This window comes from Enterobacter sp. PI-10 (genome assembly GCF_027947695.1).
GTDB classification, from domain to species: Bacteria; Pseudomonadota; Gammaproteobacteria; order Enterobacterales; family Enterobacteriaceae; genus Enterobacter; species Enterobacter vonholyi.
Map to the genome: position 1 here is coordinate 62,374 of NZ_JAJNOG010000009.1, position 17,565 is coordinate 79,938.

Sequence of the window (17,565 nt, forward strand, 5' to 3'; positions counted from 1 at the left end):
GCGGGGGAAACCCCGCCGTTAAAGCAAACACAACACGCACTCCCGGAATGATGAAAAAACTTTTAGCGCTAGCCCTTGTTGCGCCGTTGCTGGTCTCGTGTTCGTCGAAAAAAGGCGAAGATTACAACGAAGCCTGGATCAAGGACACCAACGGTTTTGACATTTTGATGGGGCAGTTTGCCCACAACATCGAGAACATATGGGGATTTAACGAAGTTCTTATTGCCGGACCTAAGGACTACGTTAAGTACACCGACGCCTATCTGACCCGTAGCCACATCAACTTTGATGAAGGGACGATCACGATTGAGACCATCGCAGGCACGGACCCTGCGGCACGACTGCGTCAGGCGATAATCAAAACCCTGCTGATGGGTGACGATCCTGGCTCTATCGATCTCTACTCCGATGCCGACGATATTACCATCTCGAAAGAGCCGTTCCTGTACGGCCAGGTCGTCGATCAGACCGGTCAGCCGATCCGCTGGGAAGGCCGCGCCACGAAATTTGCCGACTACCTGCTGCAGACGCGCCTGAAGAGCCGCTCTAACGGTCTGAAGATCATCTATAGCGTCACCATCAACCTCGTCCCGAACCACCTCGACAAGCGTGCGCATAAGTATCTGGGCATGGTGCGTCAGGCCTCGCGTAAATACGGCGTGGATGAGTCGCTGATCCTGGCGATTATGCAGACCGAATCCTCGTTTAACCCGTATGCGGTAAGCCGTTCCGATGCCCTGGGGCTGATGCAGGTTGTGCAGCACAGCGCCGGTAAAGACGTCTTCCGCGCGCAGGGTAAATCCGGCACGCCGAGCCGCAGCTATCTGTTCGACCCCCAGAGCAACATTGATACCGGCACGGCCTATCTGGCGATGCTGAACAATGTCTACCTGGGCGGCATAGACAACCCGACGTCGCGCCGCTATGCGGTGATCACCGCCTATAACGGCGGCGCGGGCAGCGTGCTGCGCGTCTTCTCAAATGACAAAGTGCAGGCCGCGAACATCATCAACAGCATGGCGCCGGGGGATGTCTACTCTACCCTCACCACCCGCCACCCGTCTGCGGAATCCCGTCGCTATCTGTATAAGGTGAATACGGCGCAGAAGAACTACCGTCGTCGCTAAAAAACGACCCCTCACCCTGCTCTCTCCCCAAACGGGAGAGGGTTAGGGTGAGGGAGCATCAGGCCGCCCCCATCACCCACCCATACGAAAATGTTATTTGCATCACAATCCAAACTGCAAATTAATGTGGATTGCATTTTTTTGCGGGAGGTAACAAAACATATCGTTGCCAACTGATAGAATTGCATCAAATAACAACCCTGAATGTTCCCAAAACAACATATCTCCCGCTAACTTGTGAGGAAAGTAACATGAACCTTAAGCTGCAGCTTAAAATATTGTCGTTTCTGCAGTTCTGCCTGTGGGGTAGCTGGCTGACTACACTCGGCTCCTATATGTTTGTGACGCTCAAGTTCGATGGTGCGTCAATCGGTGCCGTCTACAGCTCGCTCGGTATTGCGGCTGTCTTCATGCCAACGCTGCTGGGCATCGTGGCGGATAAATGGCTAAGCGCCAAATGGCTGTACATGCTTTGCCATCTGGTGGGTGCGGGGACGCTGTTTATGGCAGCCCAGGTGACCACGCCGGGGGCGATGTTCATGGTGATCCTGCTTAACTCGCTGGCCTATATGCCAACGCTTGGGCTGATCAACACCATCTCCTACTACCGCCTGAAGTCTGCGGATATGGATATCGTGACCGATTTCCCGCCAATCCGTATCTGGGGCACCATCGGCTTTATCATGGCGATGTGGGGCGTGAGCTTCGCGGGCTTCGAACTGAGCCATATGCAGCTCTATATCGGTGCGGCGCTCTCCGTGGTGCTGGCGATCTTCACCCTGACGTTGCCGACCATTCCGGTTTCTAACCAGCAGAAAAACCAGAGCTGGAGCACCATGCTCGGCCTGGACGCCTTCGCGCTGTTCAAAAACAAACGCATGGCGATCTTCTTTATCTTCTCCATGCTGCTGGGCGCGGAGCTGCAGATCACCAACATGTTCGGCAACACCTTCCTGCACAGCTTCGATAACAACCCGCTGTTCTCCGGCAGCTTTATCGTTGAGCATGCGTCGGTGATGATGTCCATCTCTCAGATCTCTGAGACACTGTTCATCCTGACCATCCCGTTCTTCCTGAGCCGCTACGGCATCAAGAACGTCATGCTGATCAGTATCGCGGCGTGGATGCTGCGCTTCGGCCTGTTCGCCTACGGCGATCCAAGCCCGTTCGGCACCGTGCTGCTGGTGCTGTCGATGATTGTTTACGGCTGCGCCTTCGACTTCTTCAACATCTCCGGTTCGGTGTTTGTGGAAAAAGAAGTGAAGCCTGAAATCCGCGCCAGCGCGCAGGGTATGTTCCTGATGATGACCAACGGCTTCGGCTGTATTCTGGGCGGCGTGGTGAGCGGTAAAGTGGTTGAGATGTACACCACTAACGGCATCACCAACTGGCAGCCGGTGTGGCTGATCTTCGCGGCGTACTCGCTGGTGCTGTTCTTCGCGTTCATCGCGCTGTTCAAGTACAAGCACGTGCGCGAGCCGCACGGTGCGCAGCCGATCGCGCATTGATTGTTGTGCCCGGTGGCGCTGCGCTTGCCGGGCCTACAAAACAAGACCGTAGGCCGGGTAAGGCGAAGCCGCCACCCGGCTATTTTATTCCAGACAGCACCCAACCCACCGACAGCAAATCCGCGCTACCGCCCGGGCTCAGGTTCCGTTCAATCAGTGCGTTATCCATCTTAAGCAACGCCTCGCGGTCCCAGCCAGTGGCCAGTAATTCCCGCGCATAGCCCTGAACGTAGCGCAGCCCTTCCATGCCGCCGCGTGAAACCAGATTACTGTCCTGATTAACCGCCATCAGGCGTAACAGCAGGCCGTGAAGTGAATGTCCGTTCCACTGCGCCAGCGCCTTACGGACCGTCGCAAAGCCGCTCTCAGCCTCGCCGCGCGCCCCGGTTAAGCCGTACTGCTGAAACTGCCGCTCGCCCGCCGTCGCCTGCCCGCTGCGTGCGGCCAGCTCCCGCGACACCAGCCCGCGGCAGATGTTACTCACCTCACAGCAGAGGCTATCTGCGGAGATATTTTTCACACGACCGCCGGCGAAGCACAGTAAACCCAGAGCAAAAATCCCGCCCTTGTGGGTATTCACTCCGTTCGTCGCGGCGTACATCGCCTGCTCGCAGGCCATCCCCATCGGGCGGAGAAGGCGTAGCTGTTCGCCAGCGGGTTTATCCGCATGCGCGCTGCCCAACTCGGCAAAGCGCGTAAACCACGGCGTAATCGCCATAATGCTGCGAACGAACAGCGCATGGTCCATATCGCGATGGGAACCGTTATTGAGCTTGTCCACCAGCCCCGGCTTGGGCGTCAGCTCCAGCTCCTGCCACAGCGCCGCTTCGGCAAGCGCAGGCACGTCAACCGGGCGCGGTTTAGTCGCGAGCAAACCAGTCATCGATCATTTTCTCCACGCGGGAAACCACCTGCTCCACAGGATGAGCGCGCGAACGGGAGCAGGCATGAGCGGGCTCGTCGCAGATCAGGCAACGCCTTAGATTTGCGCCCAGCGACTGACGCCCGACGTGGCCGTGCTTAGGGCAGATCACGTCCAGATCCCACAGCCTGCCGAGCGGGTGCATCTGCTCCAGATTCGCACAGTGCGCTTTGATTTCCGCCGCCGGATGGGCCACGCACCACAGGGCTTCTGGCCCGGTCGGGAGCCATAGAACCTGGCGGTCCAGCACCTGCCAGCGGTTTTCCCACAGCAGCTGGTCGCACATCTGCAGCGCCACGCCCATGGTATTGCGATAGCGCAGGCTGTCCTTGATTTCCCCTGGCGTGACCAGCGTGAGGGAAATCACCGGTTGTTGATAGTGCTCGAGCATGTCAGCCTGGCGCGCTGCGCGGCGCTCTTTCGCCGCCAGCAGTTCGTCCAGGCTGACACCCGTCCGCACGGGTGTCGCTGAAATCATACTTACTCCTTCACCTGTCGCACGGTGTCGATCACGCTGCCGTCGCGGTAGCGGATCACCCCGACGATTTTGTCGGTAAACTCTATCGGTTTAGGGATGCCGGTCAGGGAGATCGCCCGCTCGTACAGCGCGTTGATATCCACAACCTTCAGCCCGGCTTCCAGCAGCCGCTCGCGGATTTCCGGACGCGCCGGGTTAACCGCGATGCCGTGGTCGGTGACCAGCACGTCGATGCTTTCGCCCGGCGTGAGGCGCGTGGTAACCCGCTTCACAACCGTGGGAATGCGGCTGCGCAGCAGCGGCGCGACGACGATGGTCAGATTCGCCGCGGCGGCCACGTCGCAGTGCCCGCCGGACGCGCCTCGCATCACCCCGTCGGAGCCGGTGATGACGTTGACGTTGAAATCAACGTCGATTTCAAGCGCGCTGAGGATCACCACGTCGAGCTGGTCGCAGCTTGCCGCCTTGCTGCCGGGGTTGGCGTAGACGTTGGTGGAGATCTCCACGTGGTTCGGGTTGCGCGCCAGCGAAGCCGCAGCCTGACCGTCAAAGCACTGGGTATCGAGCAGCTTTTCGATCAGCCCCTTCTCGTGCAGGTCCACCAGGCTGCCGGTGATGCCGCCGAGCGCAAAGCGCGCCTTCACGCCGCTGCGCTCCATCTTCTCTTCCATAAAGCGGGTGCAGGCCGTGGCCGCCGCGCCGGAGCCGGTCTGCATCGAGAAGCCCGGTTTGAAATAGCCGGAGTGCTCGATCACATCCGCCGCATAGCGGGCGATCATCAGCTCGCGCGGGTTGCTGGTGACGCGCGCCGCGCCGACGCTGATTTTCGCCGGGTCACCCACGCTTTCAACCTGCACGATGTAGTCCACCTGGTCCTGCACCAGGCTGGCGGGCATATTGGGGAACGGCACCAGTTCTTCAGTCAGCAGCACCACCTTACGGGCAAAGTGCGCGTCCACCATGGCGTACCCCAGCGAGCCGCAGCACGATTTGCCGTGCGTGCCGTTGGCGTTGCCAAACTCATCGCTGCACGGCACGCCGAGAAACGCCACGTCGATATTCAGCTCGCCGTCCTGGAGCAGCTTCACGCGACCGCCGTGGGAGTGGATTTGCACCGGCTCGTCCATCAGCCCGTGGGAGATGGCATCCGCCAGCCTGCCGCGCATGCCGGAGGTGTAAATCCGGGTGATGACGCCGCTTTCGATATGCTCGATCAGCGCGTCGTTGCAGGTCATCAGCGAGCTGGAGGCCAGCGTCAGGTTTTTAAAGCCCATGCGCGCCAGCAGCGCCACAACGGTGTTGATCACCCGGTCGCCTTCGCGAAACGCGTGGTGGAAGGAGATGGTCATGCCGTCCTGCAGGCCGCAGCGCTTAACCGCCTCTTCAACAGAGGCGCACAGCTTGCGGGTGTGTTTCGCGTCGCTGTCCGCCAGCCACGGCGTGGCGCTGTGGGCGGTATCAAACGGTTTTAGGTCCCGCAGATGGGGAAAATTCACGTGAAGAAGTTCTGTCTGATTCATTATTTCATCCTTACCGACGCACGCCGGAGGCCGCCGCGCGCTCCAGCACCACCTGCGCGTGGTTAATAATCGGTGCATCCACCATTTTGCCGTTAAGCGACACCACGCCCAGGCCGTTACGCTCGCCCTCTTCTGCAGCCTCAATCACCCTTCTGGCGTGATCCACCTCTTCCTGAGTCGGGGCGTAGGCGTTGTGCAGCAGGTCAATCTGGCGCGGGTTAATCAGCGATTTGCCGTTAAAGCCCATCTTGCGGATCAAATCGACCTCGCGCAGGAACCCGGCCTCGTCGTTCACGTCTGACCACACCACGTCGAAGGCGTCGATACCCGCCGCGCGGGCGGCGTGCAGCACGGCGCAGCGGGCGTAGAACAGCTCGGTGCCGTCGCCGCGCTCGGTCTGCATGTCCATCACGTAGTCAAAGGCGGCCAGCGCAATGCCGATAAGGCGCGGAGAGCTGCGGGCAATCGCCACGGCGTTGATGACGCCAATGGCCGACTCAATCGCCGCCATTACGCGGGTGGAGCCGACCTCGCGGCCACACTCCTGCTCGATGCGCTCAAGGTGGCCTTCCAGCTCGTAGATGTCGTCCGGCGTGTCGGTTTTCGGCAGTCGGATCACGTCCACGCCAGCCCGCACGGCGGCTTCCAGATCCAGCAGGCCAAACGGCGTGCTCAGCGGGTTAATGCGCACCACGGTTTCGATATCCTGATACATCGGGTGCTGCAGGGCATGGAACACCAGCATGCGCGCGGTATCCTTCTCGCGCAGGGCAACGGCGTCCTCAAGGTCAAACATGATGGAGTCGGGACGGTAGATAAAGGCTGTGGAGAGCATGGCGGCATTAGCGCCCGGCAGGAACAGCATACTGCGGCGGAGTTTGCTCATTTCAGCGCCCCCCAGTTGATGGCCTGTTCATCGGCGGCACGCATCAGCGCGCTTTGCAGGCGGGCGCGGATCACACAGTCCAGCGCCCCTTTGTCTTCAATAATAATTAATCCCTGGTGCACGTTCATGGCGCGCAACGTGTCGTTGACCACCTGGCGAATTTGTTCGCCAAACTGCTTAATCACTTCACTGTGGATGACTATCTCCAGCTCGCCTTGAGCGGGAGCGATTTTCACCATCAGGTCGCTGGACTCCTGCGTTCCGGCCAGCGCCTCCCTTACAATTTTCATGATAAATTCCTGGTAGTTAAGCGACTTCCGCACTCGCACGGTAATGCGTTTCGAGATGCGCGAAGGTGGAGTCCGGGACAATCTCCCGGATCCGGGAAAACTGCTGTGTCTTCAGTAAGCGGCGCACTTCGGACGCCGATATGGCGTTACCGGTGGCCTTGATGCGCGGCATTTCCACCACCTCAATATGCGAGGCCAGCAGGTCGTGCAGCGTCTGGTTGTACTGGCGGGTGATATCGCAGAACGGCTCCGAGCCGATGAAGCGGTGCGTGATGCCCAGCGCCGGGGCAATGAAGTCCCGGAAGATCAGCACGTCGATCTCGCTCCACGCCTGCTGCACTTTGCCGGTCTCCTTCAGGAAGTAGGCCGGAAAGGTGGCGCGAGAGATGATGTACTGCGAGCCTTCATGCACCACGACGTTCGGCAGATGCGCCACGCCCGCGCGCACCATCTCCAGACGCGCGCTGAACGGGAAGAACGAGGCGTCTTCACGCACCACAAAAAGATGCAGGGCATCGCACCGCTGCGCCGCCTGCTCCACCAGATGGCGGTGGCCGAGGGTGAACGGATTGGCGTTCATCACGATGGCGCCAATGTTCTTCCCGCACTTGCGCTTCGCGCTCAGGGAACGGCAGTAGCGCTCGATCCCCTGCGGGGTGTTCTCCATCAGCACCGCGTTGTTCCCGCTCTGGGCAATCGGCCAGAAGCCGCTGCGGGCAAAGCGCTCCCGGTTGCACGGACGGGTGCAGAGGAAGAGGTGAAAATGGCCGCACTCCAGCGCCGCATTTTCCACCTCTGCCAGCAGCCGCGCGCTGAGGTTCTCGCCGCGAAGCTGCTCGTTGACCGCCACGCATTTGATAACGTTGGCAGCAAGCCCTGCGCAACCCACCAGCTGCGAGCCGGACCAGGCTTCGACGAACAGCGTGATGTCGTTGTCCAGGCCAAGGCCGCTGTCTGCCAGCAGGTAGCGGATCTGGCTTAAGCGTTCCGGGTGTTTCGCCACGAGGGTGTGGCGAAAATCGATGGGTTGCGATTGCATGCTGCCGCCTTACTTAATGTGCTGCCGCAAGCCCGACGGCTGGCGCTTCCACGATCACGTTGCTGAGATGACCGATATGCTCGATCTCCACCTCAATGCGATCGCCCTCTTTCATAAACAGCGGCGGATTGCGCTTTTTACCCACCCCGCCCGGGGATCCGGTGATGATCACATCGCCAGGACTTAAGCGGGTGAAGGTGCTGATGTACTCGATCAGCTCCGCAACCTTGTGGATCATGCTGCTGGTGTTGTCTTCCTGCACCATGCGGCCGTTCAGCCAGGTGCGGATTGCAAGCCTGTGCGGATCGGGGATCTCATCTGCCGTCGCCATCCACGGGCCAAACGCGCCGGTTTTGCGCCAGTTTTTACCGGCGGTAAACCAGGTGTGCTGCCAGTCGCGGGCGGAGCCGTCCATGTAGCAGCTGTAGCCCGCCACGTGACGCAGGGCGTCGTCACGGCTGATGTTTTCCCCGCCTTTACCGATGATCACCGCCAGCTCGCCTTCATAGTCGAATTCGCTGGAGTGGCGCGGCTTCAGCACTGGTTCGTTGTGGCCGGTCTGTGAATCCGGAAAACGGACAAACAGGGTTGGGGCCGGGTTGTGCTGGTCAAACTCCTTGCGCTTGTCGGCGTAGTTCATGCCCACGCAGAGGATTTTTTCCGGCTGCTCAATCACCGGTAAGAAGGTGATGGCGCTCATCGGCACGTCCACGGCATCGTTCAGGTAGCGGGTGGCCTGTGCCAGCCCGTTACCCTGCAGCAGCGCTTTAAGGTCGCTGTAGCGGTCACCAAGACGGCGGCCTAAATCAATCACGCCGTCGGCCTGGACGATGCCGTAGCTGCGTTTTCCCTGGTATAAAAAGCTTGCGAGTTTCATTGTTCTTTCCTGAAAACTTAAACGAGGAAGTTGCCCAGAATCAGCAGTGAGACAGAGACGTTAATCGCCCCGCCGATACGGGTAGCAATCTGGGCGAATGGCATCAGGCTCATGCGGTTGCCTGCGGTCAGGATCGCCACGTCGCCGGTACCGCCCTGACCGCTCTGGCAGCAGGAGACGATGGCGACATCAATCGGGTGCATACCAATCTTTTTGCCGACGAAGAACCCGGTCGCCACGAGCGCGGAGACGGTGCTGATAATCACCAGCAGGTTGGTCAGCGTGAAGGCGGCCACCAGTTCATGCCACGGGGTGATAGCCACGCCAACGGCAAAGAGAATCGGATAGGTCACAGAGGTCTGGAAGAATTTGTACACCACCTGAGAGCCTTCCAGCAGGCGTGGAGAGGCACCGTTACAGAGCTTCACCAGAACCGCCATAAACAGCATGCCGACCGGAGCAGGCAGGCCAATCAGCTTGTGGCCGAGCATGCCCAGCATGTAGAGCAGCACCGCCAGCAGCGCGCCGGAGGCGATCGTGGTCACGTCCGCCTTGCCGGAGAATGCAGGCTGAGAGACGGTGGCATCGGCATTGGCGCGGTTAGGCATCAGCTGGCCTTCACCGGTCAGGTGTGGATAACGCTTGCCCAGCTGGTTCAGGCAGCCGGAGATGATGATCGCCGTCAGACCGCCGAGCATGACCATCGGCAGCACGCGACCGAGCGCCACGCCCTGGTCCATATGCAGCAGGGTGGCATAGCCGATGGAAAGCGGGATTGCCCCTTCCCCGACGCCGCCCGCCATGATCGGCAGGATGATAAAGAAGAAGATCTGGAATGGCTCAAGACCCAGCGCCAGGCCGACGCCCATCCCTACCAGCATGCCGACGATTTCGCCGCACAGCATCGGGAAGAAAATGCGCAAGAATCCCTGGATCAGCACCGTGCGGTTCATGCTCATGATGCTGCCGACGATAATGCAGCAGATATAGAGGTAGAGGATGTTGGTGGATTTGTAGAACTTGGTGGTGGACTCGACCACCACGTCCGGCAGCAGGCCGTAATAGACCAGCGCGGAAGGGATAAAGGTGGCGCAAATCGCCGCCGCGCCGAGCTTGCCGACAATCGGCAGGCGTTTGCCAAACTCGCCGCAGGCAAAGCCGAAGAAGGCCAGCGTGGCCACCATGACCACGATATCGCTCGGCAGTTTTCCGCCCAGGCAATCAATGGCAATCAGCGCGCCCGCCAGAACGAACAGCGGCAGAGGAATAATCCCGATTTTCCAGGTATCCATAATATGCCACCAGCGCTCTTTGAGCGAAGGTCGCTGAATTTCAATCGGGTCGTGGGTAACAGAGAAAGAATCGTCAGTTGTGCTCATAATAAGCCCCTTGGTTATTTTGTGCGTTCAGCTTAGAGTCACAAAGGCTTACTTTATGTGAGGGATGGCATATTAAAAGCGAAGTTTTAATGGCAGCTATGGTTTTAATGGTTTCTTCTATTTAATGTGATTTATGCCTTATTTATTGCCGTGGTTTTTATGGTTTCTTTTCTAAATTGAACAAACAAATAACATTTGTTCATGCAGCCCAAAGCACGTTAGCCTTTTGGATAACGCTTTTACAGCGCCCGCTGTGCAAGGGATCACAAGTTTTCGGCAAAGCGGGCGTACGCGCAAAAAAAGATGATATATTGGCGATCTTTGTCGCTACCTTACGTGATAGTTATGAAAGTCTCTTTCCAGATCAAGCTGTTTATTTCGCTGGTTGCCTTTTTCTCAGTGCTTTTTGCGTTACTGGGCGGATATTATTATGCCGACGTAGGGAAACAGCTTTATCAGGAAATGAGTACGCGAGCCAAAATACAGGCTGAAGAGATTGCACTTATTCCGACATTGCGTAATGAAGTTGAACAAAAGAATATCAACGCCATCCATGATTTTATGCAGAAGATTTCTGCGCACAGCGACGCCAGCTTTATTGTGATTGGTGATAATAAAGGCCAGCATCTTTTTCACTCCGTCTTTGCCGACAGAGTGGGCACCACGCTGGTAGGCGGTGACAACGAAGCCGTATTGCAGGGTAAAAGCATCACCACCATCCGCAAAGGCGGGCTGGGCATTTCGCTGCGCAGTAAAGCCCCCATCTTCAACGCTGCAGGACAGGTGGTCGGCATCGTTTCGGTCGGCTATCTCACCAGCTACCTGGACACCATTACCGTCAGTAAGGTGGTCAACATTCTGATTGCCGCCGTGCTGCTGCTGATTGCTCTCTTTATCTTCTCCTGGTTCTTTACCCGCAGTATTAAGAAGCAGATCTTCTCCCTTGAGCCGCGCGAGATCGGCCTGCTGGTGCGTCAGCAGAAGGCCATGATGGAGTCTATTTATGAAGGGGTGATTGCCATTGACGATCAAAGGCGGATTGAAGTCATCAACCAGGCGGCGCGCAAGCTGCTGGGCCTGAGCCAGCCGGCCCGTGAACTGCGCGGACAGCTGATAAGCCAGGTGATCGATCCGGTCCCGTTCTTCGACACGCAGACGATGCTGGCGAAAGATACCCATGACGAGATTTGCCGTTTTAACGATCTCACGGTGATTGCCAGCCGGGTACACATCATGCTTGAGGGGTCGCTGCAGGGCTGGGTGATCACCTTCCGCGATCGCAACGAGATCGACTCGCTGAGCGCCCAGCTCAGCCAGGTCAAACGCTATGTCGATAACCTGCGCATCATGCGCCACGAGCAGTTAAACCGGATGACCACTCTCTCCGGCCTGCTGCATATGGGCCGCTATGAGGAGGCGATTGGCTACATTCAGGCGCAGTCTGAACACGCCCAGGAGCTGCTGGACTTTATCTCTTCGCGCTTCAGCTCACCGACCCTGTGCGGTCTGCTGCTGGGGAAAGCCGCCCGCGCGCGGGAGAAAGGCGTTGAATTGTGCTTCGATCCGGCCTGTCGGCTGGATAAATCATTCCTCCCCCTCGGGGAGCAGGAACTGATTTCAATTATTGGCAACCTGCTGGATAACGCCATCGAAGCGACGCAGCGGTCGCCGCTTCCCCACGCGCCGGTGGAGGTGCTGATAAAGCTCAGCGAACAGGAGCTGATTATTGAAGTCGCCGACCAGGGCGTTGGCATTACACCGGAGATCCGTGAGCGGATCTTTGAACGCGGCATCACCACCAAGACGCGCGGCGATCATGGGATTGGTCTGTATCTGATCGAAAGCTATGTCACACAGGCTGGCGGCGCAATAGAAGTTGCCGATAATACCCCGCGCGGCGCCATTTTCTCCCTGTTTATCCCGGCCACGGGAACCGCCCGGCAACTGGAAGACACCGACTATGCAACATGAACTTATCGACGTACTGATTGTTGAAGACGAGAACGAACTGGCGCAACTGCACGCGGAGCTGATAGGCAAACATCCGCGTCTGAGGCTGGTGGGCATTGCCTCGTCGCTGGCTGCGGCCCAGGCAGAGCTTGCAAATAAACAGCCGCAGCTGGTGCTGCTGGATAACTACCTGCCGGACGGCAAAGGGATCTCGCTTATCAATAACCCCATGCTGGCCCGCGCCAACTGCTCGGTGATTTTTATTACTGCCGCCAGCGATATGGACACCTGCAGCCAGGCCATCCGCAACGGCGCGTTCGACTACATCCTCAAACCCGTCTCCTGGAAGCGGCTCAGCCAGTCGCTGGAGCGGTTTGTACAGTTTGCCGAACAGCAGCGGGTCTGGAAGATTGTCGACCAGCAAAACGTCGATTCGCTGTATCAGCTGCAGGCGAAAAACTACCGCCTGGACAACGGCAGCAAAGGCATTGAGGAAAATACGCTGGCGCGGGTGCAGTCGCTGTTTAACGACAAGGCAACGCACTGCTTTACCGTGGATGAGGTGGTGAGCGAGACGGGGTTGAGTAAAACCACCACCCGTCGCTATCTGGAACACTGCGTCGAGGCGGGTTTTCTGACGGTGGAGATGCTGTACGGTAAGATTGGGCATCCGAGGAGAATGTACAAGCGTAGTGCGGTTTGATGAGACGTTCCCTCTCCCTAGGGGAGAGGGTTAGGGTGAGGGCAGCAGCCCGCACTATCTCAGTACATACCCATATAGCCGCTTAATCCCGTCGGCATCCTTCTCGCTGTAAACGCCCTGCAGTTCCGGCGAGAAGCCGGGCAGCAGGTTGATGCCCTCCTCCAGCGCCAGGAAGTAACGCTGTACCGCCCCGCCCCAGACTTCACCCGGCACCACGCACAGCACGCCTGGCGGATAGGGCAGCGCCCCTTCGGCAGCAATTCGCCCTTCGGCATCCCGTATGCGAACCAGCTCCACGTCGCCTCGAATATAGGCCCGGTTCGCATCCTGCGGGTTCATCACCACCTCAGGCAGGCTCTCCTTGCGGAACATCGCCTTCTGCAAATCCTTCACGTCGAAGCTGACGTAGAGATCGTGCATCTCCTGACACAGCTGGCGAAGGGTGTAATCCCGGTAGCGCACCGGGTATTTCTGAAAAATCGTCGGCAGCACGTCCGCCAGCGGCGTGTCGTCTTCAATATGCTGTTCAAACTGGCCCAGCATCGCCACCAGCTGTGCCAGCTTCTCGCTGCTTTCGGCAGGGGTCAGCAGGAACAGGATCGAGTTAAGGTCGCATTTCTCCGGCACGATGCCGTTTTCGCGCAGGTAGTGCGCCAGAATCGTCGCCGGGATCCCGAAATCCGTGTACTCGCCGGTTTCGGCATCGATGCCCGGCGTGGTCAGCAGGAGCTTGCACGGGTCGACAAAGTACTGCTCGCTTGCATAGCCCTCAAAGCCGTGCCATTTGGCCCCCGGCTCGAAGCTGAAGAAGCGCAGCTCGCTGGCAATGGCGTGCGTCGGATGATCCTGCCACGGCCGCCCCGCCACCACCGGTGGGATAAACGGTTTGATCATATGACAGTTGGCAATGATTGCCTTGCGCGCTTCAATACCCAGCTCGACGCACTCCGCCCACAGCCTGCGTCCGCTTTCCCCTTCGTGGATCTTGGCATTCACATCCAGCGCTGCGAACAGCGGATAAAACGGGCTGGTGGAGGCATGCAGCATAAACGCGTTGTTCAGCCGCTTGTGCGGGCAAAAACGCGCCTGACCGCGAATGTGGTTATCCTTTTTATGGATCTGCGAGGTTTGCGAGAACCCGGCCTGCTGTTTGTGCACCGACTGGGTCACGAAAATCCCCGGATCGTTCTTGTTCAGCTCCAGCAACAGCGGGGACGTTTCCGCCATCATCGGAATAAACTGCTCGTAGCCCACCCAGGCGGAGTCAAAGAGAATGTAGTCGCACAAATGGCCGATCTTATCGATCACCTGACGGGCGTTGTAGATCGTCCCGTCGTAGGTGCCAAGCTGAATGATCGCCAGGCGGAACGGACGTGCCTCATCGGCCTTCTCCGGTGCCGCCTCGCGGATAAGATCCCGCAGATACGCATCGTCAAAGCAGTGGTCGTCAATTCCGCCAATAAAGCCAAACGGATTACGCGCGGCCTCAAGATAAACCGGCGTGGCGCCCGCCTGGATCAGCGCCCCGTGGTGGTTAGATTTGTGGTTATTGCGGTCGAACAGCACCAGGTCGCCGCGGGTCAGCAGCGCGTTGGTCACTACCTTGTTGGCCGCCGACGTGCCGTTCAGCACGAAGTAGGTTTTATCCGCGTTAAATACTTTCGCCGCGAACTTTTGCGCGTGCTTAGCGGAGCCTTCGTGGATCAGCAGATCGCCCAGCTTCACGTCGGCGTTGCACATGTCGGCGCGAAACACGTTCTCACCGAAGAAATCATAGAACTGCCGCCCTGCCGGGTGCTTTTTGAAAAAGGCGCCGTGCTGGTGTCCGGGACAGGCGAAAGTGCTGTTGCCCATCTCCACATACTGGCTCAGGGTGTCGAAAAAAGGCGGCAGCAGATTCTCTTCATAACGGCTGGCAGCGCTCTCCAGTTCCAGAAACTCCTGAGCTTTACCCGAGATGACCGCGGTGGCGCCGTCAGGCACCTCCGTTGGCTCCGGAGAGAAAATAAACACCGGCAGCTGAAAGCCCGTGCGTTTCAGCAGTGCAAGGATACCGCTGCGGCTTTCAGCCGTTGTGATGACGACGGCCGCCACATCGGTAAAATCAGTGCTGTCCAGCGTCACCTTTTCGCGGTGCGTAGACACAGTGGAGAGCAGCTCGCGGCTGACGGCAATTTTCATGGTTTTCATAGGCGCAGTTACCCTCACCGGGCGGTGAGACAGGGAGGAGAAAATTCGCGCAATAATGTCACCTTTTATTTTGAGGTGCAAGAAGGAATCAGTATGCACGAAATCAGCCAAAGCTAAGGCCCGCGAAGCCCTGCCGTGCCATAATAATGCAATATCAATGATTAAATAACAGGAGTTAACTTTGGTTATCGGGCCATTTATTAACGCAGGAGCCGTATTGCTGGGCGGCGTACTCGGCGCCGTGCTGAGCAAGCGGCTCCCGGAGCGGATTCGCACCTCCATGCCCTCAATATTCGGCCTGGCATCGTTAGGGATTGGTATTCTTCTGGTGATCAAATGCGCCAACCTGCCGGTGATGGTGTTGGCTACCCTGCTCGGCGCGCTGATTGGCGAATTTTGCTATCTGGAAAAAGGCATTAACAGCGCGGTGAGTAAAGCCAAAAACCTGATTGCCCGACCGGGCAAGGCGAAACACGGCACGCACGAGACGTTTATTCAGAACTATGTCGCCATCATTATTCTGTTTTGCGCCAGCGGCACCGGGATTTTCGGTTCGATGCAGGAAGGGATGACGGGCGACCCGAGCATTTTGATTGCAAAAGCGTTTCTTGATTTCTTCACCGCCACTATTTTTGCCACCACGCTCGGCATTGCCGTGGCGGCGATTTGCGTCCCGATGCTGCTTATCCAGCTGGCACTGGCTACCTGCGCCACGCTAATTCTCCCGCTAACCACGCCCGCAATGATGGCAGACTTTACCGCCGCCGGCGGCCTGCTGCTGCTGGCTACCGGGCTGCGCATCTGTGGGATCAAGATGTTTGCCGTGGTGAATATGCTGCCCGCACTGCTGCTCGCCATGCCGCTCTCCGCGCTCTGGACGCACTTTTTCGCTTAAGGATGCGGCGAAATGGTGAGAGATTGCGCAGTCTGTAACGAAAACAACATTTTTCGTTGACGCCACCGGGCAGATCGGGTTTAATGCGCCCCGTTGCCCGGATAGCTCAGTCGGTAGAGCAGGGGATTGAAAATCCCCGTGTCCTTGGTTCGATTCCGAGTCCGGGCACCACTATTTAAAGAACCCGCCCAAAAGGCGGGTTTTTGCTATATGGCTACGGCCGATTTCTGGGCGCTGATAAGCGTGGCTTTAATGCAGGCACGCTTACGATAATAGTCCGGTAAGTTAATACAGGCGGTGGCTCTTTTTTATCACTTAATTTTGCCGGATAAATTGCTGACCTGATTTGAAAGGTTGTCGTTGCTCCGCTTCATGTCATCAAGGCTTCTTTGCAATCGCTCGATCTTACTCTCCTGCTCAGAATTCTTTCTCTCAAGCTGTAAAACCTTCTGAGTTAGCTCATCGACTTTGCGGTTGTCGGACTTCATCTTCCTCAGGCTATCCTGCATCTCCTTTAGATCCTCCCCCCTGAAATTAGAAGGCTCTATTTCATCTGCACCATAAATTACCGGGATATATCCACTATTAAAGTTGCTGGGTTCGATACTAACCTGAACTTTATTTTGCCCCGTAGAGTGCGCGTAACCTATTGAAGAAAAATAAAAAAAAGAAACAACACACAGACCAGACAGATATTTATTCATTTCTAACGTCCTTTTAAATTTTTCAATCACTTCCAGGAGTCTCATTCTGGTATCACCCGCTCAGGATAAAACACTTGGCTTAGCCTCAGGGAGTTCATAAACGGGGTTAAAGAGCAGAAGATACTTTTCGTTTTTCATTATAATACGCGTTTCCTCTCCCCCAAAATCCAACTGCCACCCGCTCATTTTTGCCACCTTACATCCGCCGGCATCGAGAAAAGCGCGTTACCACGCACCTTATTAACGAACCCGCCCTCGTGGCGGTTTTTTGCTTTTGAATTCCTGACAACTTTAGGGATCGTTCCCACCTGTGCCCAGCAGTTTATTTTTGAAGATAAACAGACACGCCTCATTGAAGTTCTCCGCCCCCAGCCGTTCCGAGAGCGCCGTACGTTTGCGGTAGAGACTTTTCACTGACGTATTCAGTTCGCCTGCAATCTCCTCCATTGACATCCCTGCCCTCAGCAACCGCAACATGATCGTTTCATGCGTGCTCAGCCGTAAATTCAGCAGCCACTTCGTGGTCAGGCGCCTGCCCTTCATATTGAGCACCAGGTTAAACAGCGAGGCCATGTCCGGCGCCGTCAGCGATGTGTTCATAAACAGCTTCATACTGAGCAGATTCTCCTCGCGATGGCGCATATCAAGCATAACGCAGCAAATCGTTTTTCTCGTTCTGGCCGGATGGCGTATCAGGTAATCATATAAACGAAGCGGCGCACGACTATCAATCAATACAGAATATTCATCTGCACCGTTATCAAATATGTTTCTGTCAATCGAATCGAGCAGGATAATATCCGGAAAAAATATCCGCATCCCCCTGACAAGGTAGCGATCCTGAGTCACTAACACTATTGAAGTTGCCACTAACCATCCCTTTTAGATTAAAGCAAGAACGATCCCTCAGAAAGAAGGCCGCCTTCGTTTTATAGCGCTGTTATATTAACGACAAATGTATTCTGGCTTTGGACATCCCTCAATACACACATTGATGAGTAAGACTTCCTGTAGACTATCATTCAATGTCTGCCTTTAATTATAAATAAAAAACAATCCCAGAAAAGTCACTTCTCTAAACATTAAGAATTTTTGTC

At 57.0% G+C, this 17,565-nt stretch carries 16 protein-coding genes and 1 tRNA gene; 6 read left to right on the plus strand and 11 right to left on the minus strand.

The window, feature by feature from the left end:
* The first annotated feature begins 50 nt into the window (after positions 1-50).
* Both mltC and LRM19_RS17630 read left to right on the plus strand, forming a co-directional pair.
* The gene (gene mltC / locus LRM19_RS17625) at positions 51-1,127 is read left to right on the plus strand and encodes a membrane-bound lytic murein transglycosylase MltC (protein ID WP_111963230.1); all 1,077 of its coding nucleotides are present in this window, start codon (positions 51-53) and stop codon (positions 1,125-1,127) included.
* Positions 1,128-1,378: 251 nt separating this feature from the next.
* Positions 1,379-2,635 (plus strand): nucleoside permease, encoded by a 1,257-nt coding sequence (locus tag LRM19_RS17630; RefSeq protein WP_115876247.1) that lies wholly within the window; start codon positions 1,379-1,381, stop codon positions 2,633-2,635.
* A 79-nt stretch (positions 2,636-2,714) separates the two neighbouring features.
* On the opposite strand, the gene citG is transcribed toward LRM19_RS17630, so the two are convergent.
* From citG to LRM19_RS17670, 8 genes are read right to left on the minus strand one after another with little or no spacing between them, the layout of a single operon-like run.
* Entirely contained in the window at positions 2,715-3,518 is an 804-nt protein-coding gene (gene citG / locus LRM19_RS17635) for a triphosphoribosyl-dephospho-CoA synthase CitG (protein ID WP_127732280.1), read from the minus strand.
* Entirely contained in the window at positions 3,496-4,035 is a 540-nt protein-coding gene (gene citX / locus LRM19_RS17640; RefSeq protein ID WP_127732282.1) for a citrate lyase holo-[acyl-carrier protein] synthase, read from the minus strand. Before citX ends, citG begins: the two co-directional genes overlap by 23 nt.
* 2 nt (positions 4,036-4,037) lie before the next feature.
* The gene (gene citF / locus LRM19_RS17645) at positions 4,038-5,555 is read right to left on the minus strand and encodes a citrate lyase subunit alpha (protein ID WP_133295126.1); all 1,518 of its coding nucleotides are present in this window, start codon (positions 5,553-5,555) and stop codon (positions 4,038-4,040) included.
* A 10-nt stretch (positions 5,556-5,565) separates the two neighbouring features.
* A complete protein-coding gene (citE, locus tag LRM19_RS17650) occupies positions 5,566-6,441 on the minus strand; it encodes a citrate (pro-3S)-lyase subunit beta (RefSeq protein ID WP_039269783.1) in 876 nt (291 codons plus the stop codon).
* Positions 6,438-6,731, minus strand: a complete 294-nt coding sequence (gene citD, locus LRM19_RS17655) for a citrate lyase acyl carrier protein (RefSeq protein WP_047173578.1) — start codon at positions 6,729-6,731, stop codon at positions 6,438-6,440. The genes citE and citD overlap by 4 nt, the downstream gene beginning before the upstream one ends.
* Before the next feature lie 16 nt (positions 6,732-6,747).
* Complete coding sequence (citC, locus tag LRM19_RS17660) at positions 6,748-7,770, minus strand: [citrate (pro-3S)-lyase] ligase (protein ID WP_047173623.1); 1,023 nt, start codon at positions 7,768-7,770, stop codon at positions 6,748-6,750.
* A gap of 13 nt (positions 7,771-7,783) precedes the next feature.
* A complete protein-coding gene (locus LRM19_RS17665; protein WP_047173579.1) occupies positions 7,784-8,647 on the minus strand; it encodes a fumarylacetoacetate hydrolase family protein in 864 nt (287 codons plus the stop codon).
* A gap of 17 nt (positions 8,648-8,664) precedes the next feature.
* Positions 8,665-10,026 carry a 2-hydroxycarboxylate transporter family protein gene (locus LRM19_RS17670; protein WP_115876255.1) on the minus strand — a complete coding sequence of 454 codons (1,362 nt, stop codon included), beginning with the start codon at positions 10,024-10,026 and terminating at the stop codon, positions 8,665-8,667.
* A gap of 345 nt (positions 10,027-10,371) precedes the next feature.
* Between LRM19_RS17670 and LRM19_RS17675 the strand changes: the two genes are divergently transcribed.
* Positions 10,372-11,997 (plus strand): ATP-binding protein, encoded by a 1,626-nt coding sequence (locus LRM19_RS17675; RefSeq protein WP_164850639.1) that lies wholly within the window; start codon positions 10,372-10,374, stop codon positions 11,995-11,997.
* A complete protein-coding gene (locus LRM19_RS17680; RefSeq protein WP_115876257.1) occupies positions 11,987-12,679 on the plus strand; it encodes a response regulator in 693 nt (230 codons plus the stop codon). The genes LRM19_RS17675 and LRM19_RS17680 overlap by 11 nt, the downstream gene beginning before the upstream one ends.
* 54 nt (positions 12,680-12,733) lie before the next feature.
* Here the strand turns inward: LRM19_RS17680 and LRM19_RS17685 are convergent, their stop codons facing one another.
* Positions 12,734-14,869 (minus strand): ornithine decarboxylase, encoded by a 2,136-nt coding sequence (locus LRM19_RS17685; RefSeq protein ID WP_271369539.1) that lies wholly within the window; start codon positions 14,867-14,869, stop codon positions 12,734-12,736.
* Between the two features lie 181 nt (positions 14,870-15,050).
* On the opposite strand from LRM19_RS17685, the gene LRM19_RS17690 reads away from it, so the two are divergent.
* Together LRM19_RS17690 and LRM19_RS17695 are read left to right on the plus strand one after the other, a co-directional pair.
* Complete coding sequence (locus LRM19_RS17690; protein WP_271369540.1) at positions 15,051-15,764, plus strand: DUF554 domain-containing protein; 714 nt, start codon at positions 15,051-15,053, stop codon at positions 15,762-15,764.
* Between the two features lie 95 nt (positions 15,765-15,859).
* Positions 15,860-15,935: transfer RNA gene (locus LRM19_RS17695), tRNA-Phe, on the plus strand.
* 140 nt (positions 15,936-16,075) lie between these two features.
* Here the strand turns inward: LRM19_RS17695 and LRM19_RS17700 are convergent.
* Together LRM19_RS17700 and LRM19_RS17705 are read right to left on the minus strand one after the other, a co-directional pair.
* Positions 16,076-16,468, minus strand: a complete 393-nt coding sequence (locus LRM19_RS17700; protein ID WP_115876385.1) for a hypothetical protein — start codon at positions 16,466-16,468, stop codon at positions 16,076-16,078.
* 291 nt (positions 16,469-16,759) lie between these two features.
* Positions 16,760-17,287 carry a LuxR C-terminal-related transcriptional regulator gene (locus LRM19_RS17705; protein WP_164850663.1) on the minus strand — a complete coding sequence of 176 codons (528 nt, stop codon included), beginning with the start codon at positions 17,285-17,287 and terminating at the stop codon, positions 16,760-16,762.
* Positions 17,288-17,565 lie beyond the last annotated feature (278 nt).

Coding starts and splice junctions, on each gene's coding strand:
- LRM19_RS17700 (WP_115876385.1), bottom strand. CDS start 16,468: ATGAATAAATATCTGTCTGGTCTGTGTGTTGTTTCTTTTTTTTATTTT.
- mltC (WP_111963230.1), top strand. CDS start 51: ATGAAAAAACTTTTAGCGCTAGCCCTTGTTGCGCCGTTGCTGGTCTCG.
- LRM19_RS17630 (WP_115876247.1), top strand. CDS start 1,379: ATGAACCTTAAGCTGCAGCTTAAAATATTGTCGTTTCTGCAGTTCTGC.
- LRM19_RS17665 (WP_047173579.1), bottom strand. CDS start 8,647: ATGAAACTCGCAAGCTTTTTATACCAGGGAAAACGCAGCTACGGCATC.
- citD (WP_047173578.1), bottom strand. CDS start 6,731: ATGAAAATTGTAAGGGAGGCGCTGGCCGGAACGCAGGAGTCCAGCGAC.
- citX (WP_127732282.1), bottom strand. CDS start 4,035: ATGATTTCAGCGACACCCGTGCGGACGGGTGTCAGCCTGGACGAACTG.
- LRM19_RS17680 (WP_115876257.1), top strand. CDS start 11,987: ATGCAACATGAACTTATCGACGTACTGATTGTTGAAGACGAGAACGAA.
- citF (WP_133295126.1), bottom strand. CDS start 5,555: ATGAATCAGACAGAACTTCTTCACGTGAATTTTCCCCATCTGCGGGAC.
- LRM19_RS17685 (WP_271369539.1), bottom strand. CDS start 14,869: ATGAAAACCATGAAAATTGCCGTCAGCCGCGAGCTGCTCTCCACTGTG.
- citC (WP_047173623.1), bottom strand. CDS start 7,770: ATGCAATCGCAACCCATCGATTTTCGCCACACCCTCGTGGCGAAACAC.
- citG (WP_127732280.1), bottom strand. CDS start 3,518: ATGACTGGTTTGCTCGCGACTAAACCGCGCCCGGTTGACGTGCCTGCG.
- LRM19_RS17705 (WP_164850663.1), bottom strand. CDS start 17,287: ATGCGGATATTTTTTCCGGATATTATCCTGCTCGATTCGATTGACAGA.
- LRM19_RS17670 (WP_115876255.1), bottom strand. CDS start 10,026: ATGAGCACAACTGACGATTCTTTCTCTGTTACCCACGACCCGATTGAA.
- citE (WP_039269783.1), bottom strand. CDS start 6,441: ATGAGCAAACTCCGCCGCAGTATGCTGTTCCTGCCGGGCGCTAATGCC.
- LRM19_RS17675 (WP_164850639.1), top strand. CDS start 10,372: ATGAAAGTCTCTTTCCAGATCAAGCTGTTTATTTCGCTGGTTGCCTTT.